The sequence below is a fragment of the Acidovorax cavernicola genome (genome assembly GCF_003581445.1).
Window position 1 is genome coordinate 40,835 of record NZ_QXMN01000005.1, and the last position, 20,305, is coordinate 61,139.

A 20,305-nucleotide genomic window follows, 5' to 3' on the forward strand; every position below is an offset into this window, starting at 1 on the left:
CAAAGGAGTACGAGTTATGTTTTTTGAAGCGGGGCGCATGACGTTGTGGCTGGGTGCAATCGCCCAAGTCTTGGCGTTGTCTTATATAGGTTCTGCGCATGCGCAGAGATGGGATCATCAGCGTACCGATTGGTACATGAACAACTGGGAGCGTCAGCGCGAAGATCACAACCGACGCGAGCGCGAGCGCAGGGAGGACGCCACAGCCGCGGGTGTCGTGGTTGGGGTCGTTGGAACGGCGGTGTTGGCAGGCGTTATCGCGGCGGCGGCCAAGCGGGAAAAGGATGAACGCTCGCGGGCGGACTACTGCCTAAGCCGCTATGGAAACTACGACCGGGCAACGGACACTTACCGGGCCAGGGACGGGTACGCCTATCGCTGCGAATGAGTTGATTCAGCGGTGCGCGCCGGATGTGCTTGTACAGCAGAAAAGCCGCCACGCTCTTGTGCCCTTGCGTGTAGACCTTGTTGTCGGTGCTTGCGTTTGGAATGCGAGGCGATGGAACGCTCTGTCGCCTTCCGCGCAACTACTGCGTGCTTTAGAGTTTGGCGGGCTTGTTCGCAGAGGCGAACCCGTTCACCAATTCAGAAAACAGTCTTATGGGAAAGAACTTACCCCCGAGGCATAAAAAAGAGTTTTCGACATTAACTCTAGATCTAGAAAGACGTGAACTATGAAAAAAATCGCTCTCTTGACCTTGTTCGCAGCGGTGTCTGCGTTGGCAGCTATGCCAGACCAGAAGCAGACCTACATCGACAAGACATTCGCTTCCATGGATACCAATGGTGATGGCCGTGTCGACAAGACCGAATACACCAGTTTCCAGCAGTCGCGATTTAAGAATCGGGCACAGGCAGTCGACGCCGCATTTGAGGAACTGGACAAAGATAAGGACGGAAAGATCAGCAAGGCAGAGGCCATTGTTGTTCCAGAGATATCAAGGTACTTCGACGGGCTTGATGCCGACAAGGACGGAGTTCTTTCCCGCGAGGAGATGCAGCGCGCCATGATTGCGGCCCAAACTGCCGAGTCCCCCGAAAAGTAGGCGACGCCGGGGGAGGGCTCCTGTCATGTTGGCATTGATAGGGGACCGAGCTGTCGCTAAACGGCCTCGCCATACAGGCAGGTTGAGCGGCGGCTTGTGCATTCTGGCTTTCCGCACCGCCAATGCGCGTTTCCACGCCGCGTTTGCCGTGCTCAGCTTAGCCTACCAAGTCTCGTGGATCCTGCGCCTGTACGATGTGATTGGAAATTGAGCTGCGTCAGCTGCTATGCCATGGTCTCCAGATGGCGCCAAAACCCGTCGCATCTTAGATCAGCATTGCGCCCCTGCCGGTCCACGCTCCAGATGTGCCTCCATCAATTCGGAGAACCATTCCACGAAGGCGACCAGACGCCGAGAGCGCTGGCGCCGGTGTGGATACAAGAGCGAGACCGGCATCGAAGTCGCGCGGTGCGCCGGCATGACTTCGATCAGTTCGCCCCGGTCCAGCAGATGCTGGACGTCGAACCGAGGGATCTGGATCAAACCGGTGCCGGCACGGCAACCGGCGATGTAGCTTTCTGCGTTGTTGACGACGACTCGACTGGGTAAATTCAAATCCTGCGTCTTGCCCGAGGCGTCAATGTATTCCCAAGGCAGTTCCCGACCGCTGGATGGCGATGCGTAGCCGACAGTCCAGTGCTTCTTCAAGAGGTCTTCCGGTTTCTCCGGGACGCCATATTCACGCAAGTACCCCGGACTGGCGCAGTTGATCAGCGCGATGCACCCCAGCGGCCGGACAACGAGACTGCTGTCGTGCAACGCTCCGAAACGCACTGCGCAATCAACGCCTTCTTGGACCAGGTCGACGGCGCGGTCGGTGGAGCCTAGCACTAGTTGCAGCCTTGGATAGCGCCGCAGCAGGCCCGGCAGCGCCGGCGCTATGAGGCGTCGGGCGATTCGGCTGGGTACATCGATCCGAAGCCGACCTGCGACTTGTCGCTGACTGCTCTGGAACAGGTGCTCGACGTCTTCGGCGTCGGCTAACAAGGGGCGCAGGCGTTCGAGCAATTGTGTGCCCTCCGCTGTCAGGTGAACCTGTCGCGTTGTCCTGTTCAAAAGGCGCGCGCTGACCTTCTCCTCTAGCTGTTGAATGGCGGCAGACACGCTGGCGCGCGGTAGTGCCAGTGCATGGGCCGCCTTGATGAAGCTGCCCATCTCGGCCACCTGCACGAAGACGCGGTACTGATCGAGTTTGTCCATTCCGCATTTAACCCTGGTAGCGATGTCAGGCTCGCCGGCACAAGCGGGACCCGATCAAAAGGATGAGGCTCACCCTGTAAACCCACCCCGGTCCAGGAAGGCCTGTTCCTCCGAGGTCGTCTCGCGCAGCAGAAGCGGGTTTCGGTGTGGAAAGCGGCCGAAGCGGCGGATGATGTCGCGATGGCCTTCGGCGTGCGATTGCTCGGCCGGGCCGAGCCTGGTGTTGAGTTCCACCGACAGGTCCTGGTCGGCGATGTCCTCCGAATGCGAGAAAGGCAGGCAGAAGAACAGGCGCAGCTCCGGATCGATAAAGTCTATGTACCCGGCCGCATTCGCCATGCGCGCGAAATGCCGCGCCAGCGCGTCAGTCGCGTACATATGGCTCGTGCCGCGAAAGGCATTGCGCGGAAATTGGTCGAGCAGGATCAGCAATGCCAGCGAGCCTTCGGGCGTTTCTGCCCAAGCGTCACGCTCGCGCCGTGCCGTCGAAAAATGCAGGTCTAAAAAGCACTCGCGAAAGCGCCGGTCGAAGGCTGGATCATGACTGAACCAATCCGTGTGGGCCGCCTGCCAAAAACGTACGACATCGGCAGCACCGCTCGCAGTGCCCTGCTCGTCGGCAGCCCTGTAGGCACGCGCCCGTTTGAAACCGACTGCAGCGTTCATGCTCGGTGCATATTTCGGCGTCTGCGCAACAAGCGCCCCTCCCAGAAGCTCACCACCAGCACAACCACGGTGGTCAGCCAGCCCAGGATTAGCATGTCGGCGACAAAGGCAACGGGCACCAACACGAGCAGCATCAGCACCCCGGCCAGGTGCGACACCGGCAACGTGCCATAGACAATGCGCTTGTAGATGGCGCTGCCCAACAGATAGATTGCCGGGCCGGCCAGCAGAACAGCGATCTGGGCCGCACCTGCGTGCACCTGCGGATGGGCCAGCACCAGGTCGTTGCCAACCGCAGAGGCAATGACGCCCGCGATCAGGATGGCGTGCACATAGTGAAAATACGAACCAATGCGACCCGGGTCATCCGAGCGCGTGATGGCCGCCGTCGCATCCTTACTCGATGTGCCGAAATACAGCCACCACATGGCCAATGTGCCGACGAAGGTCGCCAGCAGCGCCAGTACCACCGGCACGTCCCAACTGCCGGCATCGGCGAGTGTGGCGCCGCTGGCCAAAACCGTTTCACCCAAGGCTACGATCACGAACAACTGGCAGCGCTCGGCCAGGTGGCCGCCTTCGATCGTCCATTCTTGCGTATGGGAGCGCCCCATTCCCGGCAAGACAAAGCCGAACATCGGCGAGATGTACTCGCATAGCACGGCGACGAGCCAGAACAAGGCACGCATCTCGTGCTGCGCGATGGCTCCGGCGATCCAGAATACAGCGGAGATCGAGACCCAGCCGAGCATGCGGCGGTAGTTCGGTGCCAATGGATGGCCGGCGGGCAATTGCAACGCAATGAACGCGGTCCGCCCCACCTGCATTGCCACGTAGGCACCGGCGAAGATGACTCCCCGGTCACCGAAGGCCTTCGGAATGCTGGCCGCCATGACCAGCCCCAGCAGCATAGTCGCGAACATCATTCCGCGGATACGGGGTGTCTCCGGGTCGAACCAGTTGGTGACCCAGCAGGTGTACTGCCAGCCGAGCCAGATGGCGAACCACAGGATCAGCGTTTCGACCACGCCGAAGGCCGTGAGGTTGTGCAGCAGTTCATGACTGAGCTGGGTCACCGCGAAGACGTAGACCAGGTCGAAGAACAGTTCTTCGTAGGTCACGCGCGCGTGGTGGCCATCCCGATGCCGCAGCAAGGGATGGTCTGACACCGGTCCGTTCGACACCGTCGCGGCCTCGTGCTTCATGCCTGCGAGAGGCGCCAGACCGCGATGCCGGCCGCGATGGTCGGCACCGCGAAGACCAGCAGGAGGATAGGAAACTCCTCGCGCGTGCTGTAGCCCGCGTGGGCGACACCCACCCACATGTTGACGGCGGCCAACAACAGCCAGGCCGGCACGAAGACCTTGGCCGCCAGCGCCATGCCGGCGGCACTCGCGCCCCAGAGCCAGCCGAAAAGGACGAAAACACCCAGGAGGACCAAGCCACCCCCGATCACCATCAGCACATGCATGTCGAATCTCCCGTAGTTCTCATTGTTTGCGCAGCGAACGATAAAATTTCATGCCAGCGTCCAGGTGCGGGCCGAAAGCGAAACCGCGTCGGAGCATCTCATCCAGATCCACCTGATGGATCTGCATGACGTAGCTCTTCGCTGTGGCCAGCAGGCGCGTGTCGCCAATGCCCAGTGCCTGCATGTCGCGCCCGCCATACCACTTGGCCGGGTCAGCGTGGCCGGCTTTCACACTGCGGCCCTTGTGCTCGACCTGCCAGCCGCCGTCGAGCAGTACCCAGAAGCTCCCGGCAGCGCGTGTGCTACCAGCGATCTCGGTGCCAGGCGCGACGGACCATTCGCGCGAATGATTGATCACCCACTGCAACTGGTCGCGCGACAGGGCCGTGAAGAAGGGCGTCTTGGCCAGCAGGTGGAGGTAGGTGGTGGATGCGCTCATCCCTGGACCTGGCGGCGGCACCGACGGTTTCTGCGCGCAGGCGCTCAATGGAACGGTTGTGGCCATCAGCAACAGCGCTCTTCTACGAATCGGTTCGGACACGTGCTCTCCTCGAAACGGATTCTTTATCTGCAGACGTTCCCGTTCAGGAGAACACGCTCAGATTCTTCGCGATGTCCTTGCCGGCATAGGGCGGGAATACATCGAGTTCGAGGTCCGGATTGCCGATCAACAAGGCCTTGGTATTGCTGAGCGCTTCGAAGCCGGCCTTGCCGTAGTACTTGCCCATGCCACTGTAGCCGACACCGCCAAACGGCAGGCTGTCGATCCAGCAATGCAGGTTGGTCTGATTCACGCAGCCACCGCCGAAAGACAGGCTTGCTAGTACGTAGTCGATGTTCGCCTGGTTTTTGCTGAAGATGTAGGCGGCGAGCGATTTCGGCTTGCGCTTCATGAGGCCTACGATCTCTTTCAGGTCGGAATAGGGCATCACTGGCAACACTGGACCGAAGACTTCCTGCTGCAGCGCCGGGTCGTCCCAGGTGGAGGGATACAGCACGGTAGGCTCCACGTAACGACCAGGAATATCCGAACGGCCACCGTGCACCACCTTGTCGGGCAGGATGTACGACGCCACGCGCTGCGCGTCATGCTCGCTGATCATGCGGGCGAAGTCGGGGCTTTGTTGCGGGTCGGCGCCGTACATCTTGACGATGGCTGCCTTGAGTTTTGCGATGAACGCATCGGCGACGCTCTCGTGCACGTAGACGTAGCCCGGCGCGATGCACCACTGGCCGGAGATGGCGTTGTGGCCCCAAGCGACGCGGTCGGCGGCGATGTCCAGGTTGGCGGTCTCGTCGACGATGGTGGGGTTCTGTCCGCCAAGTTCCAGGATCACCGGCGTCAGGTTCTCGGCTGCCGCGCGCATCACGATCTTGCCGACGGTCGAACTGCCGGTGAAGAAGATGAAGTCGAACTGCAGTGCCAGCAGATCGGCAATCTCCTCGCGCCCGCCCGTCACGATGGTCACGTTCTCGGGTTCGAAGTACCGCGGCACGAACTTCTGGAACAGCGCCGCCGTGGCCGGCGTGGTGTTGGCGGGCTTGAGGACCACCGGGTTGCCGGCGGCCAGCGCGGCGATGGCCGGATCGAGCAACAGCAGGATGGGGGCGTTGAAGGGGCCGATCACCAGCGTGACGCCGTAAGGCTCCTTGAGGATCAGTCCACTGTTTCCGGTCGCTTCAAGGCCCTTCGGGATGGCCACCGGCTGGGGCGCCATCAAGTCCTTCAGATGCTCCCGGTAGTACTTGATGTTGCCCAGCGGCACCGTGATCTCAAACAGTTGTTCGAACGACGGCTTGCCGAAGTCCTGGTAGAGCGCGGCGCAGAACGCGTCCTGATTCTCGAGCAGCATCCGCTCCATGCGCTCGAGCTGGTCGATGCGCCATTCAAAGGACTTCGTTTCATCGCTCAGAAATTGCGCTTTTTGGGCATCGAGCAACGTTTGGAATTTATTGGGCACGCGATCTCTCCTTACCAAACTATCCTCTACGGAGGACTGACTAATCATTGATGCCGCCGACGCTCAACCTGTCAGTTGATCGGTGAAATGATGCCGCCGTTGATATAGCTGGTGGTGCCCGTCATCCAGCGCGCTTCCGGCGAGACCAAGAAAAGCGCTAGGCCAGTGATGTCGGCGATGTTGCCAAGGCCACCGTCAATTGACATCGATTGCAGCCAGGCAATGTTCTCGTTGGATTCGGCGGGATAAAAGAAGGAGGTATCGAGCGGTCCGGGCGCGATGCAGTTGACTGTGATGCCGCGACCGCCCAATTCTTTGGCAAGGGCCTTGCTGAAGTGCTCGAGCGGCGCCTTGCTACCAGCATAGCCTGCATACGTGGGTGCAAAGGCCGCCACCATGGTGGTGACGAAGCTCAGGATGCGGCCTTCGTCGGAAATTTTCTTCGAGGCTTCCTTCAGCAGGAAGAAGGCGGCCTTGGCATTGACGTTGAATAGATCGTCGAATTCCGCTTCCTCGAATTCGGCGAGTGGCTTGCGGATGATCTTGCCCGCCGTATTGATCAGGATGTCGATCTTGCCGAACCGGCCAAGGGCGGCATCGAACAGCGCCGTGGCCTGCGCGGGCTTGGTGAGGTCGGCCTGGAAAATCAGCGCCTGCTGGCCGTGTCCCCGCACCGCCGTGGCGGTTTCTTCGGCCTGTTGCTGCTTGGACGCCGAGTTGTAGTGGACCACCACATCAGCGCCTTCCTGCGCTAGCAATTCGGCCAACGCCCGGCCCACGTTGGCGGAGGCGCCCACCACGATGGCGGTCTTGCCGATGAAGCGACGCGCGCCGGTGCTTGTGGCCGAAGGAAATGTCTTTCGTATTTCTTGGTGGGCGATAGCAACCATTCGCAAACTCCTGTCAGATAGAAAAATGTCCTGCCGTTGACGTCACGAAATGCTGCCGGTGTCCGCGCGAGATCATTCACCAGCGCATTTCATACTGCTGTTGGAAAGGCTCACCAACCGCAGATCGAACCTCAGTATTCGTCTAGCGCTTCCAGAACCAGATCCGCCGTGATACCGCTGCTGTATTGCTGCTGCCCGGTGATTAGGCGTCCATCGCGTACAGCAAAGGGCTCGTTGGCCGGACGACACAGGAAGCGGGTTCCTTCGATGAGGCGAGCCTCACTTTGGATGGTGTATTCGTTCAACTTCATGCCGAAAGCGGCATTCACCTCGTCTTCTTCTTCATCGGTGAACCCGGTCCAGCTCTTTCCCTCGGCTAGAAGTTTTCCGTTAGACAGACGCGTCCAAAGTAGCAAAGAAGAGCCATGGCAGATCAGCGTGACGATCTTGCCGCTCTCATAGAAGGCAGCGATCAGCCGGTGCAGCGCCGAATCGTCCTTAAAGGTTAGGAGAGGCCCTCCACCTCCGGCGACCCAGATCGCGTCATAGTCATCCACAGCGAGCGCGCTGATGGCAAGGGTGTTCTTCAACATCCCTGAAAACTTGGCGTGATGTGCGAAGCCAAGGCTGATGAGATCGTCGACATAGGCCCCGCCAGGGGTGCGCGGATCGCTGTGCGTATCAAACATCACCTCGCCGCCGTTCGGGGATGCGAGATCCACGTGATGCCCGGCCTCCGTGAACATCAGGAAGGCACGCGTCATCTCTTCGGCGAAAAAGCCCACCGGGAAGCCCTTGAGCTGGGCGGTATTGGAAACGATCGATAGGATGCGCCGCGGCTTACGCTTCGCGCCTATGCGTGTTTCCACCTTCAGGTTTGATGCTGGCATTGTTGTTTCCCTCGAAATCTCTAAGTGCGTTTTAGGGGTACATCCCTATGTCGTCCAATTTGCCAGTCGGGCCACGACCGCTCGCTTCGGGTCACGTCGTCTCCGTGCACGCCGCCCGGCGCGCATGCTTACTTCGTGGTGTAGCCGCCGTTGATGAGAATGGTCTGACCGGTGACCCACCAGCCGTCGCTGACCAAGTGACGGATGAACGGCACCACGTCGTGGATGTCGGTCAGGCCGGTCTTGCTAAACGGTGAAAGCGCCGCGGCCGTCTTGTGGTAAGCCACAGCGTCGGCACCTTCCGCAGGATAGAAGAACGGTGTGTCCATCGGGCCAGGGCCGACTGCGGTCACAGAGATGCCGCGCACGCCAAACTCTTTCGACGCAGCGCGCGTGTAGTGCTCGACCGGGGCCTTGGTGCCCGCATAGGCCGCGTAGAACGGGGTGAACGCGCCAAGCAACGACGTAACCACCGTGCAGATCTTGCCGTTGTCATTCAGGTTCTTGCCTGCTTCCTTGAGGAAGAAGAAGGCGGTCTTGGAATTGACGGCAGTCATCTCGTCGTATTCGGTCTCGCTGATCTCGGCCATGGGCTTCTTGAGCACCTTACCGACGGTGTTGATGGCGATGTCCGGCTTGCCTACTGCAGCGATGGCATCCGTGAACAGCTTTTCGACGGCGCCGGCCGTCGTCAGGTCAGCCTGAATCGCGATCGCTTGCGCGCCAGCGGCCTTGACTGCTGCAACAGTGGCATCGGCATCGGCCTTGCTGCCGGCGCTGTTGTAGTGGACTACCACGGCCTTGGCACCTTGTCGCGCCAGATCGAGGGCGATCAACCCACCGAGATTCTTGGCGCCGCCCGCAATGAGAACGGTCTTGCCTCTGATGGAATGGTCTGCCATATCAATCTCCTTGAATGTGTGTGACGGGAGATCGAGTCTAGGCAACAGCGACTCAGGGATAAGCTGTCCCTGGCTGGATGGATAATCCAGAAATTGCGCCCAATCCTGTTGAGACTTGATTTTTCACAGTCTCTTACAAATACGGATTCCGTACATGGCCGCCCGGCCGCCTCGGCATTGTTAAAGGTAATCGACCGCGCTCGGACTTCGGTAGGCACGGCATCGGCGTTGCGCAGAACTCCCAGGACCATCTCGGTGAAGGGATGCTGGTTGGAGTTTGAGCAGGTTGCGAAACCTGCGGACGTGCTTCCACAGCTCAGTGCCAGCGTTCCGTTGGCTTCGTTGCTGGACACTCAGAAGAACGCACTGATTCCTCCCACGACTTGTTCGAACAGAGCCCTGTCTGAGGCGGATCCTTCAACGCTCTCGGCCCTTTTCTTTGTTCAAGAACAGCAAGGAGATGGTCGCTGCAGGGCGATACGCCCTCGCATGCGGCCCTCTCCTGGTGTTCAATAGTCGGCTAGACAGTTATTGACGTTCCAGCCGTACAACCACTCCATTGCGTCATAGAAGCGCTCTGGCGAGCGACCTCTCCACAAGTCGTTGCGCACCAGTCGCTCCACGCCCTCGGCGTGGTAGATGCGGCCCATCTCGCGCGAGCTCAGCACGATGCGGGCGGTTCGCGCCACGCGCGACCGCTGGTAGAGATCGAACGCCTTCTCGAAATCGTTGCCGTTCACGCGCAAGGCCTCGCCCAGCGTCACGCCATCTTCCATCGCCATGCAGGCGCCCTGCGCCATGTACTGCGTCGTCGGGTGGGCGGCGTCGCCCAGCAGTGTGACGCGGCCGAACGACCAGATGCCAATGGGCTCGCGGTCGGCCGTGGCCCATCGCTTCCAACTCTTGGGCAGCTCGATGAGCTGGCGTGCTTTCGGACAGATGCCCTGGAAGTAGCTCTCCACCTCTTCCTTACTGCCGTCGCGGACACCCCATTCCTCCTGTTCGCGGCTGTGAAAGGTGACGACGACGTTGTACTGCTCACCACCGCGTAGCGGGTAGTGCACTAGATGGCAGTTGGGGGCCACCCAGATGCTGGCGGCATTCCACTGCAGGTCCTCAGGGAAGTCGGCCCTGTCCACCACGGCGCGGTAGACCACATGCCCTGTCACGCGCGCCGGGTCTCCCACGAACTGCTCGCGCACCACGCTCTTGACGCCGTCGGCGCCGATCAGCGCCACGCCGCGGTGGGCGCTGCCGTGCTGGTCGAGGACCGTGACGCCATGCGCATCCTGCTCGATGCGCTCGGCACGGGTCGCGGTGAGAAACTCCACCCGACCCGTTTCCTGCGCGCCTTCGAGCAGCGAGAGGTGCACGTCCGCGCGGTGAATCACCGCGTACGGATTGCCGAAGCGCTGACGGAACGCTTCACCGGTCGGAATCCTGCCGACCTGGTACTCGTCGGTAGCGTCGTGCATGACCATGTAGTCGGTGTAAACAGCACGGCTGCGCGCCTTCTCGCCGATGCCGAGCGCATCGAAGGCATGGAAGGCATTCGGACCCAATTGGATGCCGGCACCGATCTCGCCGATCTCGGGCGCCTGCTCCAGCACCTTGACGCGGAACCCTCGCCGAACAAGCGAAAGCGCCGCGGCCAGACCACCTATGCCGCCGCCGGCTACAAGTATGGGAAGCTCAGTTTGATTGTTGAGCATTGATAAATCTCCAAAGACTCTAATTGGTAAAGGCGGAACAGATGAATGACTGCTAAGGTGATTTGCAGTCACCAGTGATCTAGGCGGGAATTGAAGGTCTCGTTGATAGATAGAAGCTCCCGAGGTGTTCCTCCGAATCGGGCATCGGGTTGCCACACGCGTCGCGCGTGCCGGCATGCGCGACCTCCAGCCGCAGGATGGAGCGTTGTTACCGATGCACTTCGTGTTTCGTGGCCTGCGTAGCCAAGACTGATACTTTCCTGGCAGAGCGTTCTGTAGGTCTGACCTTGCACACTGCCACCGAGGGGACTACCAAGCTCTAGGCTGCGGCACCGTCGGTTGAGCCGAGTTGGCAGGACCTGCACCGGTAGCTGCACCGATAGAGGCGTTTGGTGATCAGCAGGACCAGTTGTTCATCACAACCCTGGTCCTCCCTGTTGTCAACGGCCTGGGCCCAGCTTCACTTCACCAATATCCATATCGGACGCGGCCCCGCGTGTTTCCCTGGTCATCAGAATGGCAATGACTGCAATGCCAATCAACGCACTAAGCAGTGCGAACAAGTATCGGCTGGCCCCTGCGCCGGTTGCAGCGATGATGCTCGCGCCGACGACCGGAACCAAGCCTCCACCCAAGCTTCCCGCGACCTCTCTGCTAAAGCTCATGCCAGTCAAGCGAATTTCGGTCGTGAACAACTCAGAGCCCCAACTGTTGATCGCGGAGTTGTAGCCTGCATTTGCACCGGCCAGAGCAATGACTACAACGACGGCAAAACCAGCGGCGTCACCGGTCTTGAGGAAGAAAAAGAGAATGGCTGCCGCAGCGAGCGCAAGCATGAATCCAATGATCATGACAGGTCGCCGGCCAATCTTGTCCGACAGGGCGCCGAACATCATTACGGTGAACATGCCGCCGATCGCACCGAGAAGTGTGCCGTTAGCGATGCCAACGCGCGAGATCATGAGAACACTTGAGGCGAAGTTAGCGGCTAGTGCCTGAAAGAAATACGCCGTCCCATTGGCACAGAAGTAAACAATACCGAGGATGAGCATCGGCTTCCATGCGCGCAGCAGGACTTGTTGAAGGGTAAGGTGCTGGGCAATCCCACCCGAATCCTTGGCAATATATGCCGGCGTCTCATGCATGCCCGAGCGGATTACGATGCCAAGGATCAGGACCGCTGCACCTGAAATGAACGGGATGCGCCAACCCCAGGAGAACAACTCTTCCTCCGAAAGACCCACCGCCCAACGAAATGCCAAGGCGGACAGGACGATGCCGGCGAAATTCCCAACTGCTGGCATTGCTGCCCATAGGCCACGCCAACGAGGGGGGGCATACTCAGCCGAGTACGTAATCGCGGTTCCTAATTCGCCGCCGGCGGCAAATCCCTGAACCACTCGCAGAGCCAACAATGGCAGAGCAGCCCAAGCGCCAATTTGTGCATAGGTGGGGAGCAAGCCGATGAGCGTCGTCGCAGTGCCCATCATGACGAGGCTCGCAACCAACACGTTCTTGCGACCGTATTTGTCGCCGATGCGGCCGAACAACAGAGCGCCGATGGGACGTGCGAGAAACCCCGCTGCAAATACGCCCAGCGAAAGAACGGTCGCGATCTCAGGAGAAGAACTGACGAAGAATATTCGCTGAAACACCAGCGCGGAGAAAAGTGTGAACAACGTGAAGTCGTACCATTCCAGCATGGTCCCGACCATGGCGGCGATCGCAGCCCGCACGCGCGCTGCGTTGCTTGGAGTGCGCCCTGCACTGGCGCCTCCATCGTTTTCCTTCGCATACGAACCAAGGGAACTGGGTTTAGTCATTTGTCTCATTCCTCATGTGTCTCAACTGCAACCTAAAAAGCGCGAGAGCCAGGATGTCTCCACATCCTCTTGGCACGCGAGCGCACCAGCGCGGCTTTCTCTGCCGCACCTAAAGATCTGTATTTCTGTGTCTTGAAGAACCCAATGTCCGGGGCTTCGACCAAGACATCGGTCGGCGGAACTTATTTGGCAGGGGCCATAGCCGCGTGAGCATGAGCAACTTGGTGTTTCATGAGTGCCTGGCGAAACAGGATGACCCTACAGAAATTCCGCTGCGTGTATCCGCCAGTGACTATCCATCCGCAACGCGCTGGCCAAGAGCCGATAGCCATCTATCAAGAAGCTTCATTTGGATGGGCTTTCAAGTTCTCTAAAGAATCCATGCCTGACATCGTTGGTCTACTACCCGACGGATCAGCTTTTGACGCGCGTTCGTGCGTACCTGTATGGCGCATCTTCAGTGCATGCTGGACAGCCAGATAGGAAAAGACCAGCGCTGGGCCTAGTGTTGTGCCAGGGCCAGGATAGGTGCCGTCCATAATGGAGCTCATGTCGTTGCCGCAGGCATAGAGTCCGGGAACCGGTCGACCGCGCGGGTCAAGTACTCGTGCATGCTTGTCAGTTAGCAAGCCCGTGCTGCAGGCGATCTCGGCCGGCCAGACGGCCATTGCACAAAATGGTCCGTGCTCAATCGGCGCTAAGCAAGGATTGGGTTTGCAGGAAGGGTCGCCGTTAAAGCGATTGAGCGTAGTGCTGCCTTTGTGGAACTCTGGGTCCTCTCCCTTGTGCGCATGCACGTTGTAGCGCTCGACAGTCTGTATCAGACCAGAGGCACTGACCTTGATCTTTTCTGCGAGCTCGGACAGCGTCGATGCTCTGAAGAGATAGCCCTCAGCTTCGTGCTTGGTCAGATCCGATGCTTTCACTCCTGGATAAACGAGTCCCAAGCCATACCTGGTAACGAAGCGCTGCTCACAGATAAGAAAAGCCGGCACGGTTGGCGCTTGAAGATTCGAGGCGAACATCGCGAGTACGAAGTCGTGATATGACGCCGCCTCGTTGACGAAGCGTCGACCGGCAGCATTGACTGCGATGAGGCCGGGTTTGGCCCTATCCAACGAGAGGTGAGGGAACACCCCTCCCCAGTGCTTCCCTCGCATGCGAGTCACCGATGCGGGAGTCCAGAATCCTCCGCTGCTCGCTGGCGCGTCGCCGATCGCACCGCCAGCTCCCTGTGCGAGCCTTAGCCCATCTCCCTGATTGCTCGGGCATGCCAAAGAGTGGGTCGGCACGCGAGATGGCAGATAGGCTTGCCGCATGGCATTGTCATGGGCAATCCCGCCGGTGGCCAAGATGACGCCATGGCGCGCGCGCACCCGCTCGATCCGTTCGCGTGTCTGCAAGGCGACGCCCACGACCGCTCCATCTTCTTTTAGCAAGTCGACAAGCCGTGTCTCGAACAAGATAGGCACTTCCCGGTCGCGCAGGCTGGCGAAAAGACGCGCGACCAGAGCATTTCCCATCAGGAGCCGAGTCCCGCGGCTGTAGCCCATGATTCGATCCGCGGCGTAGCGCAGAAAAAGACTTGCCGAGTAAAGGAAGTTGGGCAGCGAGCGAAAGCGGCCGATGAGGCGAGGCAGGTCTTCCTTGCCCGCCATCATGCCGCCGAGGACCAGAAACTCGGAGATGGGCGCTCGCACGCGTGCAAATGCTTTGCCTAGTGTCCGCCCGTCGAACGCCTTGGGTGCAAGTGCTCGTCCCATCGCTGCAGCGCCCGGCAGATCCTGATAGTCGGGATGCATGCCGCACGGCACGAATTCCACCTTGGAGTTCTGACGTAGATAGTCGATGACCTGGGGCGCGTGTTCGAGATAAGCATGACGCAAGTCGTCTCTGCTGTTTGATCCGATCAATGCACGAAGGTACTCGCGCGCCGCGTCAACGGTGTCATCGTAACCGGCCATCCTGCTTTGATGGTTCCCTGGAATCCACACGGTTCCTGCAGATGTCGCCGCAGTGCCGCCCACTTGGGTGCTGGCCTCGCACAAGAGTACCTCCAGCCCTTCTATTGCGGCGACAAGTGCTGCTCCCATTCCCGCGGCGCCCGCGCCGACGACGAGGAGATCTACTTCCCGGTCATAGGTGGCGTTCAGGGCAGAGGCAGGTGAGCCAGTCAAATTGATAAGTGTACTGTTCATTTAAATAAGTGTACTCATCAATTAAGTTGAGGCTTGCAAGGGGATACCCGTAGGCAAGGGGGAAGGGGCGCGCCGCTCGCCCGCACTGCGTGTCGTGCGCCGTGTTTCAGTGAGTCGCTTCCGCGGCGTGCTTGGTGCGCTCAGCTCCGCCAAGGAGGGTATGTCGGGGAGGGGAACCATGCCCTGTCGGGCGGGTTATAGCGGTGTCGATCCGACTTGCTTGGGGTAGCGGACCGCGATGTGCTGAACGGGAAATCGCCGTAAGGGGATGTCTTTGGCCAAGTTCCCGGCGCTGGCAAGCGACTTGGCGTTGCCTGAGGTGCGATCCGAGCTATCTAGATCTTCGCAGCCTGAGATGCTGGGCCGGTGCTAGCTCGGCCGAGTCGGTGCCAAGTTTTTGCCCACAGTGGGGGCCCAGCGTGGTTCTCGCCTCACTCGATGCGAAGAGGGGCGCGGCTAACGTCGTTGTTCAGATGCACTACCTTCGTCAGGAGGCGCATAAAAACTACGCGCTCCTTTGGATCCAGTGGGTCCAGCAGGCGTTGCTGGATCGTTTCGACATCGTCGAGTAGTTCCTGTAGAAGTGCGCGGCCGTCGCTGGCAAGGCTCACCATCCGCCGCCGCCTGTCGCCTTCGTGCATGCGTCGGGAGATCCATCCCTTCTTTTCGAGTCGTTCAAGCGTAGACCCGGATGTGGAAGCGTCTAGTGCGAGTCGCTGTGCCAGCGTAACCTGATCCAGCTCACCCTGGGACTCCAGTACGGCGAGGACCCCGAACTGTATGGGTGTGATGACACCCTTTGTCTGCTCAAGAAAAAGTGAGACCAGGATCTGCTGTGACCGTCGAATGAGGTGTCCTGGGGAGCTGTAGATATCGAAAAGTGTCATCAGAAATACGCATCGCGAGGCATTTGATGAGTATACCAATCATTGGCGAAGAAAACCTCCCGAGAATCCGTTCTCTATAGGTAGGAAAACTCGGGATTACCCGCGGTGTCCCAAGGTTTATGATGAGTATACTTATCAAAATCAACTGTGCACTTACCTTTTGTGCAGAAGATCGAGGCAATCGAATCGGATTTTTCATAAGGAGATGACCGTGGGAAAAGTTCTGCAAGACAAGGCTGTACTCAACGTCGGAGCTGCCCGAAGCATCGGTGCGGCGGAGGCGAAGCTCTTTGCGGCCGAGGGGGCTTATGTGCTGGTTGCCGACATACTCGACGAGCGTGGCCAACAGTTGGTGGATGAAATCAACGCGAACGGTGGTAACGCTCGCTACATCCACCTCGATGCCCGTCGGGAGAGTGACTGGCAAGTCGCTGTATCCGAATTGGTAGCCTGGCGCGGCACTGTCGACGTACTGGTCAACAACGTTGGCACTAACGACCGCAATGACATCATGAGCACCTCGCTTGCAGACTGGAATAGCACCTTCGAGACCAACTCGACGACTATGTTCCTCGGTATTCGGGCAGTGGTCCCTACGATGAGAAAAGCCAAGCGCGGCTCCATCATCAATATCGGTTCCACGTCCAGTGTCACGGGCACGCCATTTGCCGCTTACTGCTCTAGCAAATGGGCCATGCGGGGGATTGGAAAAGTGGCGGCCCGAGAGTTTGCCGCCGATGGCATTCGCGTAAACACGCTATGTCCAGGCTTCATCTTGAATGAGTTCAACGAGACCCAGCCTTATGTCAACGCTCTTCGGGACAGCGTTCCAATGAAGCGATCCGGGACTTCAGAGGAAGTGGCGCACCTTGCGCTGTATTTCGCATCCGACGTGTCGAGCTATGTGACAGGTCAAGACGTTGTGATTGACGGCGCGCTGAGCATGCCCAGTTATGTGTTGAGTAGTTTCGCCGCCAAATAGGTGGCTACCTCTTACCGCTCGTATTCGAGCTGCGCCGACGCAGCACTCAATTTGACCATTGCCACAACCGTTTCAAGGAGATAGGAAATGATGCGCTTTCACCACATGGGCGTATTCGTCAGCGATATGGATAAGGCCCTCAAGCTGTACGTTGATCTTCTGGGCTTCAAGGTATCGCATCGGGCCACCATCCCGGATGGGCCCGCGGAGGATCCAAATACTCGAGTTTCGCCCAAGCTTCTTGAGGATATCTTCGGCGTCGAAGGTGCTCGTTCCGAGATGGTGCTGTTGACGTCGCCGGACGGCGCAATGATCGAACTTCAACAGTGCGAGGTACCAAAGATCCAAAAGACTCCGCCGGACATGCTGCGCTATGCACACACGGGATTTCATGAGTTGGGTTTCCAAGTGACGGATATCGAAACTTGGTTCGAAAAGGTAAAGGCGGCCGGGTATGAGCCCAACACGAACTACGTCTGGCGCTGGGCCAAAACCGGGAAGTCGTTTCTGTTCTATGACGACGACGGCAACATGATCCAGTTCTGCGAGCAACAAGGTGGGCCATCGTGGCAGGCGTCCTAGTTGCAATGCAACTGTCGCATGCCGGTAGTCCACCGAGGAAGCAATCATGCCCGCATACCTAGTCGTTCGCACCGTCTCTATCACCGACCCTCTTCAGTACGAGAAATACCGGAGAGTGGCAGCTCCAATCGTTGCTCGATACGGTGGGAAATACCTCATTCGTGGCAGCAATGAGAACGTGCTTGAAGGGGCGCATGAACCACAGCGCATGACGATCATCGAGTTCGAGGATGAAGGGCAGCTTCTTTCTTTCTGGAACTCGCCCGAGTATTCAGAAGCACGAAATATCCGGCTGCCCGCCGGCACACTGCATGTTGGCTCGGTGCCAGGCTTCACGGGCAACTGAGGCGCGGCGCTCGAAAGGTGCCTGGTGACCTGCGAGGCGAAGTAGCAGGTAGAGGTCGATTACGAGTTCAGTGCAGCGCAAACATTCAAACATTCAAACATTTAACCTGCTTGGAGCCTCTCGTGATCAATCCGGACCTAGGAACTTCGTCCAGAGGACGAGTAGAGTGCGATCTTCTGCCTCTCATCGACCACCGCTTTCGGGCTGCACAGCAACCGAGTCTGTGGGTGTCCGGTCTCGGCGATTCCATTCGACTCCTTTGCGCCCTGAGCGGACATCGCACTTGGCAGAAACCGGTCACTCGTCGCCTATACCTTGCTGTAAGTTGACGCCAAGCTATCTGCCTACTGGTCCTGCCGTGGCGCCGTTCCTGTGTCCAGGGACACCGCTTCCCAAGTAACTCATAGACGGCCTCGTGTATGCCGCGCACTATGACCATGCGTGGATTTGACGGCCATCAGGTGTGTGCTAACGCTTGCCGTACGTCCGCCGTGAGCCGGTCCCGCGAAAAAACGTCCAGCGCTCTCTGGCCCGAGAGCATGCTACTCAAGAAGAACGGCGTGCCGGGCAGTTGTTCCCAGAAGTACGTTCGCCCTCTATCTTCAGTTTTCAGGCCAAGGCCCTCGCGTGCGAGATGGCTAGCTCCGGCGTTGACAATGACTACCGTCTTGGGCGCCATCGCCTTCAGCGTATGCTGGAACAGTTGGAACTGCGCCGTGGCGATAGGAATCAGCTCCGCAAATCGCTTGCCGTAGGCCGCGTGCACATCCGCTTGCGTGGTGTGGCGCACGACAAACATGTCGATGTGTCCATGGCTTCTTGCTCCTGCCTCTCCGGCGAATTCCTGCAACGGCCGGAAGTAGGGGGCGTACTCGGCTCTCGCGGTCTTCTCGAATTGAAGGATGTCCTGGACGCGCCGCATGAGCATGTCATCGTCCAGTTCCGCATCCCATTCAAACGGGTTTACGCCTTCGACAATGCCGTGCTCGGCGTTGGCCCAGATGCGTCGCACGGCGCCCTGCGAGAATGAGGGATTCATGCCCACAAACAGGATGTCGGTGCCGATGTGATAGTGGTCAAGCAACAGCGGCATCAAGGCCATGCCTGGCGCACCTGGATGTTGGTGCGCGTACACCCGCCAGATGCGCAGCGCCTCGCGCGTGCAGTGCTCTTGCAGGGCCGCTTGGGCCTGTGTTGTGGTCGCCTTCAAGTAGCCCACCTATGGTGACAATGTGCCCGATTATCAGGTGTGGCCCGCGGAACTGCTATCGCACTCCGCTTCGAGTTGAGGCGCTTCCAAGGGGCCGCAGTGTCAAGCCCGAGGACGCTGGCGCGGCGGGCGCATCTGATACGAGAGGCCGGTTCTTGGCCGGATTGTGCCGGTGGCACCGGCTGTCTGACCAGCGTTCAAAGAAACTCGATTACTAGCTTGAACGCTGAGAACGGCTCACGCTCTGGTCGCTCGTGCCGACGAAAACAGGCGACAAAATCCGTGTAGCCGTACGAGTCACTGCCATCGTCAGGGGTAAGGCTCAGGTGGATTTGGAAATCGCATCTGTCCGCGACAGCAGCTGCCCCCATGTCAATGGAGTCAAGGCTCCAGTTTCCTGCATCTCGAGTAAACGACTTCGCGAGTCGGATGGCTGCTTTCCGCGTGTCTTCGAAATGCTCAGCTACTAAGCTCAGGAGATTGACCGCATCGTCGGTCGGCTGTCCGTTGCTTTCAGGCAAGAGGATCTCGATGCCGCCAACTGCGTTGAAGAAGTAGTTGCCCGCGCCATCTGGTCGACCGTCTGCAATGCGGTACTGCAGCGAAGCCGGTCCAGCAGGAGGGATAGTTCCAGGGAAGCACTGCGCTTCAATGGATTCATCCGACAGAGATTCAGGCTCCATTTCCTCTCCTTACGTAGTCTGACTTGCCGCCGACCTGACACGGACGAACGAGAAGTACGCTCCCAAACAGGCATCCCCATTTCGACTGTGAGCGCAGTCTTAAAGACCGCACTTGGCCGATAGTACCTATTCCTTGAGGCCGCCAGACGGGCAGAACCACCGCTGATTGGTTGCTCGTCGGAGGGGGAGGCTCGTACCGCAATATGGCCCGTGCGTGCCCCCGAGCTTTGCGCAGCTATGGCCTTGGCCAGCCGACAGTAATGGGGTGTTTACGTGCCTTTGGTTATCGTCGGTTGGGTTCGCGGAGTCTGGCTTCGAGTGATCAGGTGAAGAAAATGACCATCAGATTGACCGTCAGAATCGCCGCCAACGGGAGCGCGCAGCCCTCATCTCGAGCAGCCGCATATCAAGGTGTGTGGTAGTTGGCGAATGGCGCACCGGCACGCCTTAGCAATGCAGTTTCGGGTTCATAGGCTCTCCCGTCGGTATGACGCTTTTTCTAGAGTGCCTCCTTGCGTCACTCCGCCGCCATCGCACTCAATGCTTCGTCGGTCCACATGCCAGCACCAATATGAAATGTAGATCTGATGCTGAAGCGCATCGAGCGCGAAATATTGATTCATCATCTCAAATGTTAATGAGATTCTGTTTTGTTTGTTGGGAATTAACATTTTTGCTTTGCAACTTAGTTCTTTCGTCTATCAGGGTTTTTATTATCGATTCTTCAGTGCTCACTATCTTCGGATACAGGTAGAGTCGCAGGCATAAAAGGTAGCTAGGAATAATTGGCCGTAGAGTCGATGTTTGCAAGCTGAGCTTCGAAAACCACGTCTCAATGTGGTTTGTACTGGCACTT

Annotated in this window: 20 protein-coding genes; 5 read left to right on the forward strand and 15 right to left on the reverse strand. The window is 58.9% G+C overall.

The window, feature by feature from the left end; all coding sequences use genetic code 11:
- Positions 1-16: 16 nt before the first annotated feature.
- Together D3H34_RS07030 and D3H34_RS07035 are read left to right on the forward strand one after the other, a co-directional pair.
- Entirely contained in the window at positions 17-388 is a 372-nt protein-coding gene (locus D3H34_RS07030) for a hypothetical protein (protein ID WP_119552726.1), read from the forward strand.
- A gap of 286 nt (positions 389-674) precedes the next feature.
- Positions 675-1,046 carry an EF-hand domain-containing protein gene (locus tag D3H34_RS07035; RefSeq protein WP_119552727.1) on the forward strand — a complete coding sequence of 124 codons (372 nt, stop codon included), beginning with the start codon at positions 675-677 and terminating at the stop codon, positions 1,044-1,046.
- Between the two features lie 270 nt (positions 1,047-1,316).
- Here the strand turns inward: D3H34_RS07035 and D3H34_RS07040 are convergent, their stop codons facing one another.
- From D3H34_RS07040 to D3H34_RS07100, 13 genes are all read right to left on the reverse strand, one after another.
- Entirely contained in the window at positions 1,317-2,246 is a 930-nt protein-coding gene (locus D3H34_RS07040; protein ID WP_119552728.1) for a LysR family transcriptional regulator, read from the reverse strand.
- Positions 2,247-2,315: 69 nt separating this feature from the next.
- Positions 2,316-2,912, reverse strand: coding sequence for a DUF924 family protein (locus tag D3H34_RS07045; RefSeq protein WP_119552729.1), 597 nt, complete (start codon positions 2,910-2,912; stop codon positions 2,316-2,318).
- Positions 2,909-4,117: a low temperature requirement protein A gene (locus D3H34_RS07050; protein ID WP_119552730.1), complete on the reverse strand. Its 1,209-nt coding sequence runs from the start codon at positions 4,115-4,117 to the stop codon at positions 2,909-2,911. Before D3H34_RS07050 ends, D3H34_RS07045 begins: the two co-directional genes overlap by 4 nt.
- A complete protein-coding gene (locus tag D3H34_RS07055; RefSeq protein ID WP_119552731.1) occupies positions 4,114-4,383 on the reverse strand; it encodes a hypothetical protein in 270 nt (89 codons plus the stop codon). Before D3H34_RS07055 ends, D3H34_RS07050 begins: the two co-directional genes overlap by 4 nt.
- Before the next feature lie 19 nt (positions 4,384-4,402).
- Positions 4,403-4,822, reverse strand: coding sequence for a hypothetical protein (locus D3H34_RS07060; protein WP_286185498.1), 420 nt, complete (start codon positions 4,820-4,822; stop codon positions 4,403-4,405).
- 145 nt (positions 4,823-4,967) lie between these two features.
- On the reverse strand, positions 4,968-6,344 hold the full coding sequence (locus D3H34_RS07065) for an aldehyde dehydrogenase family protein (RefSeq protein ID WP_286185500.1): 1,377 nt from the start codon (positions 6,342-6,344) through the stop codon (positions 4,968-4,970).
- Positions 6,345-6,415: 71 nt separating this feature from the next.
- Positions 6,416-7,234, reverse strand: coding sequence for an SDR family oxidoreductase (locus D3H34_RS07070; RefSeq protein WP_119552733.1), 819 nt, complete (start codon positions 7,232-7,234; stop codon positions 6,416-6,418).
- A 131-nt stretch (positions 7,235-7,365) separates the two neighbouring features.
- Positions 7,366-8,124, reverse strand: a complete 759-nt coding sequence (locus D3H34_RS07075) for a type 1 glutamine amidotransferase domain-containing protein (RefSeq protein WP_119552734.1) — start codon at positions 8,122-8,124, stop codon at positions 7,366-7,368.
- Positions 8,125-8,252: 128 nt separating this feature from the next.
- Positions 8,253-9,026 carry an SDR family oxidoreductase gene (locus D3H34_RS07080; RefSeq protein WP_119552735.1) on the reverse strand — a complete coding sequence of 258 codons (774 nt, stop codon included), beginning with the start codon at positions 9,024-9,026 and terminating at the stop codon, positions 8,253-8,255.
- A gap of 509 nt (positions 9,027-9,535) precedes the next feature.
- A complete protein-coding gene (locus D3H34_RS07085) occupies positions 9,536-10,738 on the reverse strand; it encodes a 3-hydroxybenzoate 6-monooxygenase (RefSeq protein WP_119552736.1) in 1,203 nt (400 codons plus the stop codon).
- Positions 10,739-11,178: 440 nt separating this feature from the next.
- Complete coding sequence (locus D3H34_RS07090) at positions 11,179-12,561, reverse strand: MFS transporter (protein WP_167481136.1); 1,383 nt, start codon at positions 12,559-12,561, stop codon at positions 11,179-11,181.
- 335 nt (positions 12,562-12,896) lie between these two features.
- Complete coding sequence (locus D3H34_RS07095) at positions 12,897-14,759, reverse strand: FAD-dependent oxidoreductase (RefSeq protein WP_119552738.1); 1,863 nt, start codon at positions 14,757-14,759, stop codon at positions 12,897-12,899.
- A gap of 431 nt (positions 14,760-15,190) precedes the next feature.
- On the reverse strand, positions 15,191-15,646 hold the full coding sequence (locus D3H34_RS07100) for a MarR family winged helix-turn-helix transcriptional regulator (RefSeq protein ID WP_119552739.1): 456 nt from the start codon (positions 15,644-15,646) through the stop codon (positions 15,191-15,193).
- A 211-nt stretch (positions 15,647-15,857) separates the two neighbouring features.
- On the opposite strand from D3H34_RS07100, the gene D3H34_RS07105 reads away from it, so the two are divergent.
- The 3 genes from D3H34_RS07105 to D3H34_RS07115 all read left to right on the forward strand — a co-directional run bounded on the left by D3H34_RS07105 (position 15,858) and on the right by D3H34_RS07115 (position 17,556).
- The gene (locus D3H34_RS07105) at positions 15,858-16,628 is read left to right on the forward strand and encodes an SDR family NAD(P)-dependent oxidoreductase (protein WP_167481137.1); all 771 of its coding nucleotides are present in this window, start codon (positions 15,858-15,860) and stop codon (positions 16,626-16,628) included.
- A gap of 87 nt (positions 16,629-16,715) precedes the next feature.
- Positions 16,716-17,210, forward strand: coding sequence for a VOC family protein (locus tag D3H34_RS07110; RefSeq protein ID WP_205736681.1), 495 nt, complete (start codon positions 16,716-16,718; stop codon positions 17,208-17,210).
- A gap of 46 nt (positions 17,211-17,256) precedes the next feature.
- Positions 17,257-17,556, forward strand: coding sequence for a DUF1330 domain-containing protein (locus D3H34_RS07115; RefSeq protein WP_119552741.1), 300 nt, complete (start codon positions 17,257-17,259; stop codon positions 17,554-17,556).
- A 457-nt stretch (positions 17,557-18,013) separates the two neighbouring features.
- On the opposite strand, the gene D3H34_RS07120 is transcribed toward D3H34_RS07115, so the two are convergent.
- Together D3H34_RS07120 and D3H34_RS33875 are read right to left on the reverse strand one after the other, a co-directional pair.
- Positions 18,014-18,766 (reverse strand): hypothetical protein, encoded by a 753-nt coding sequence (locus D3H34_RS07120; protein WP_147400396.1) that lies wholly within the window; start codon positions 18,764-18,766, stop codon positions 18,014-18,016.
- Positions 18,767-18,963: 197 nt separating this feature from the next.
- Positions 18,964-19,449, reverse strand: coding sequence for a hypothetical protein (locus D3H34_RS33875; protein WP_147400397.1), 486 nt, complete (start codon positions 19,447-19,449; stop codon positions 18,964-18,966).
- Positions 19,450-20,305: the final 856 nt, after the last annotated feature.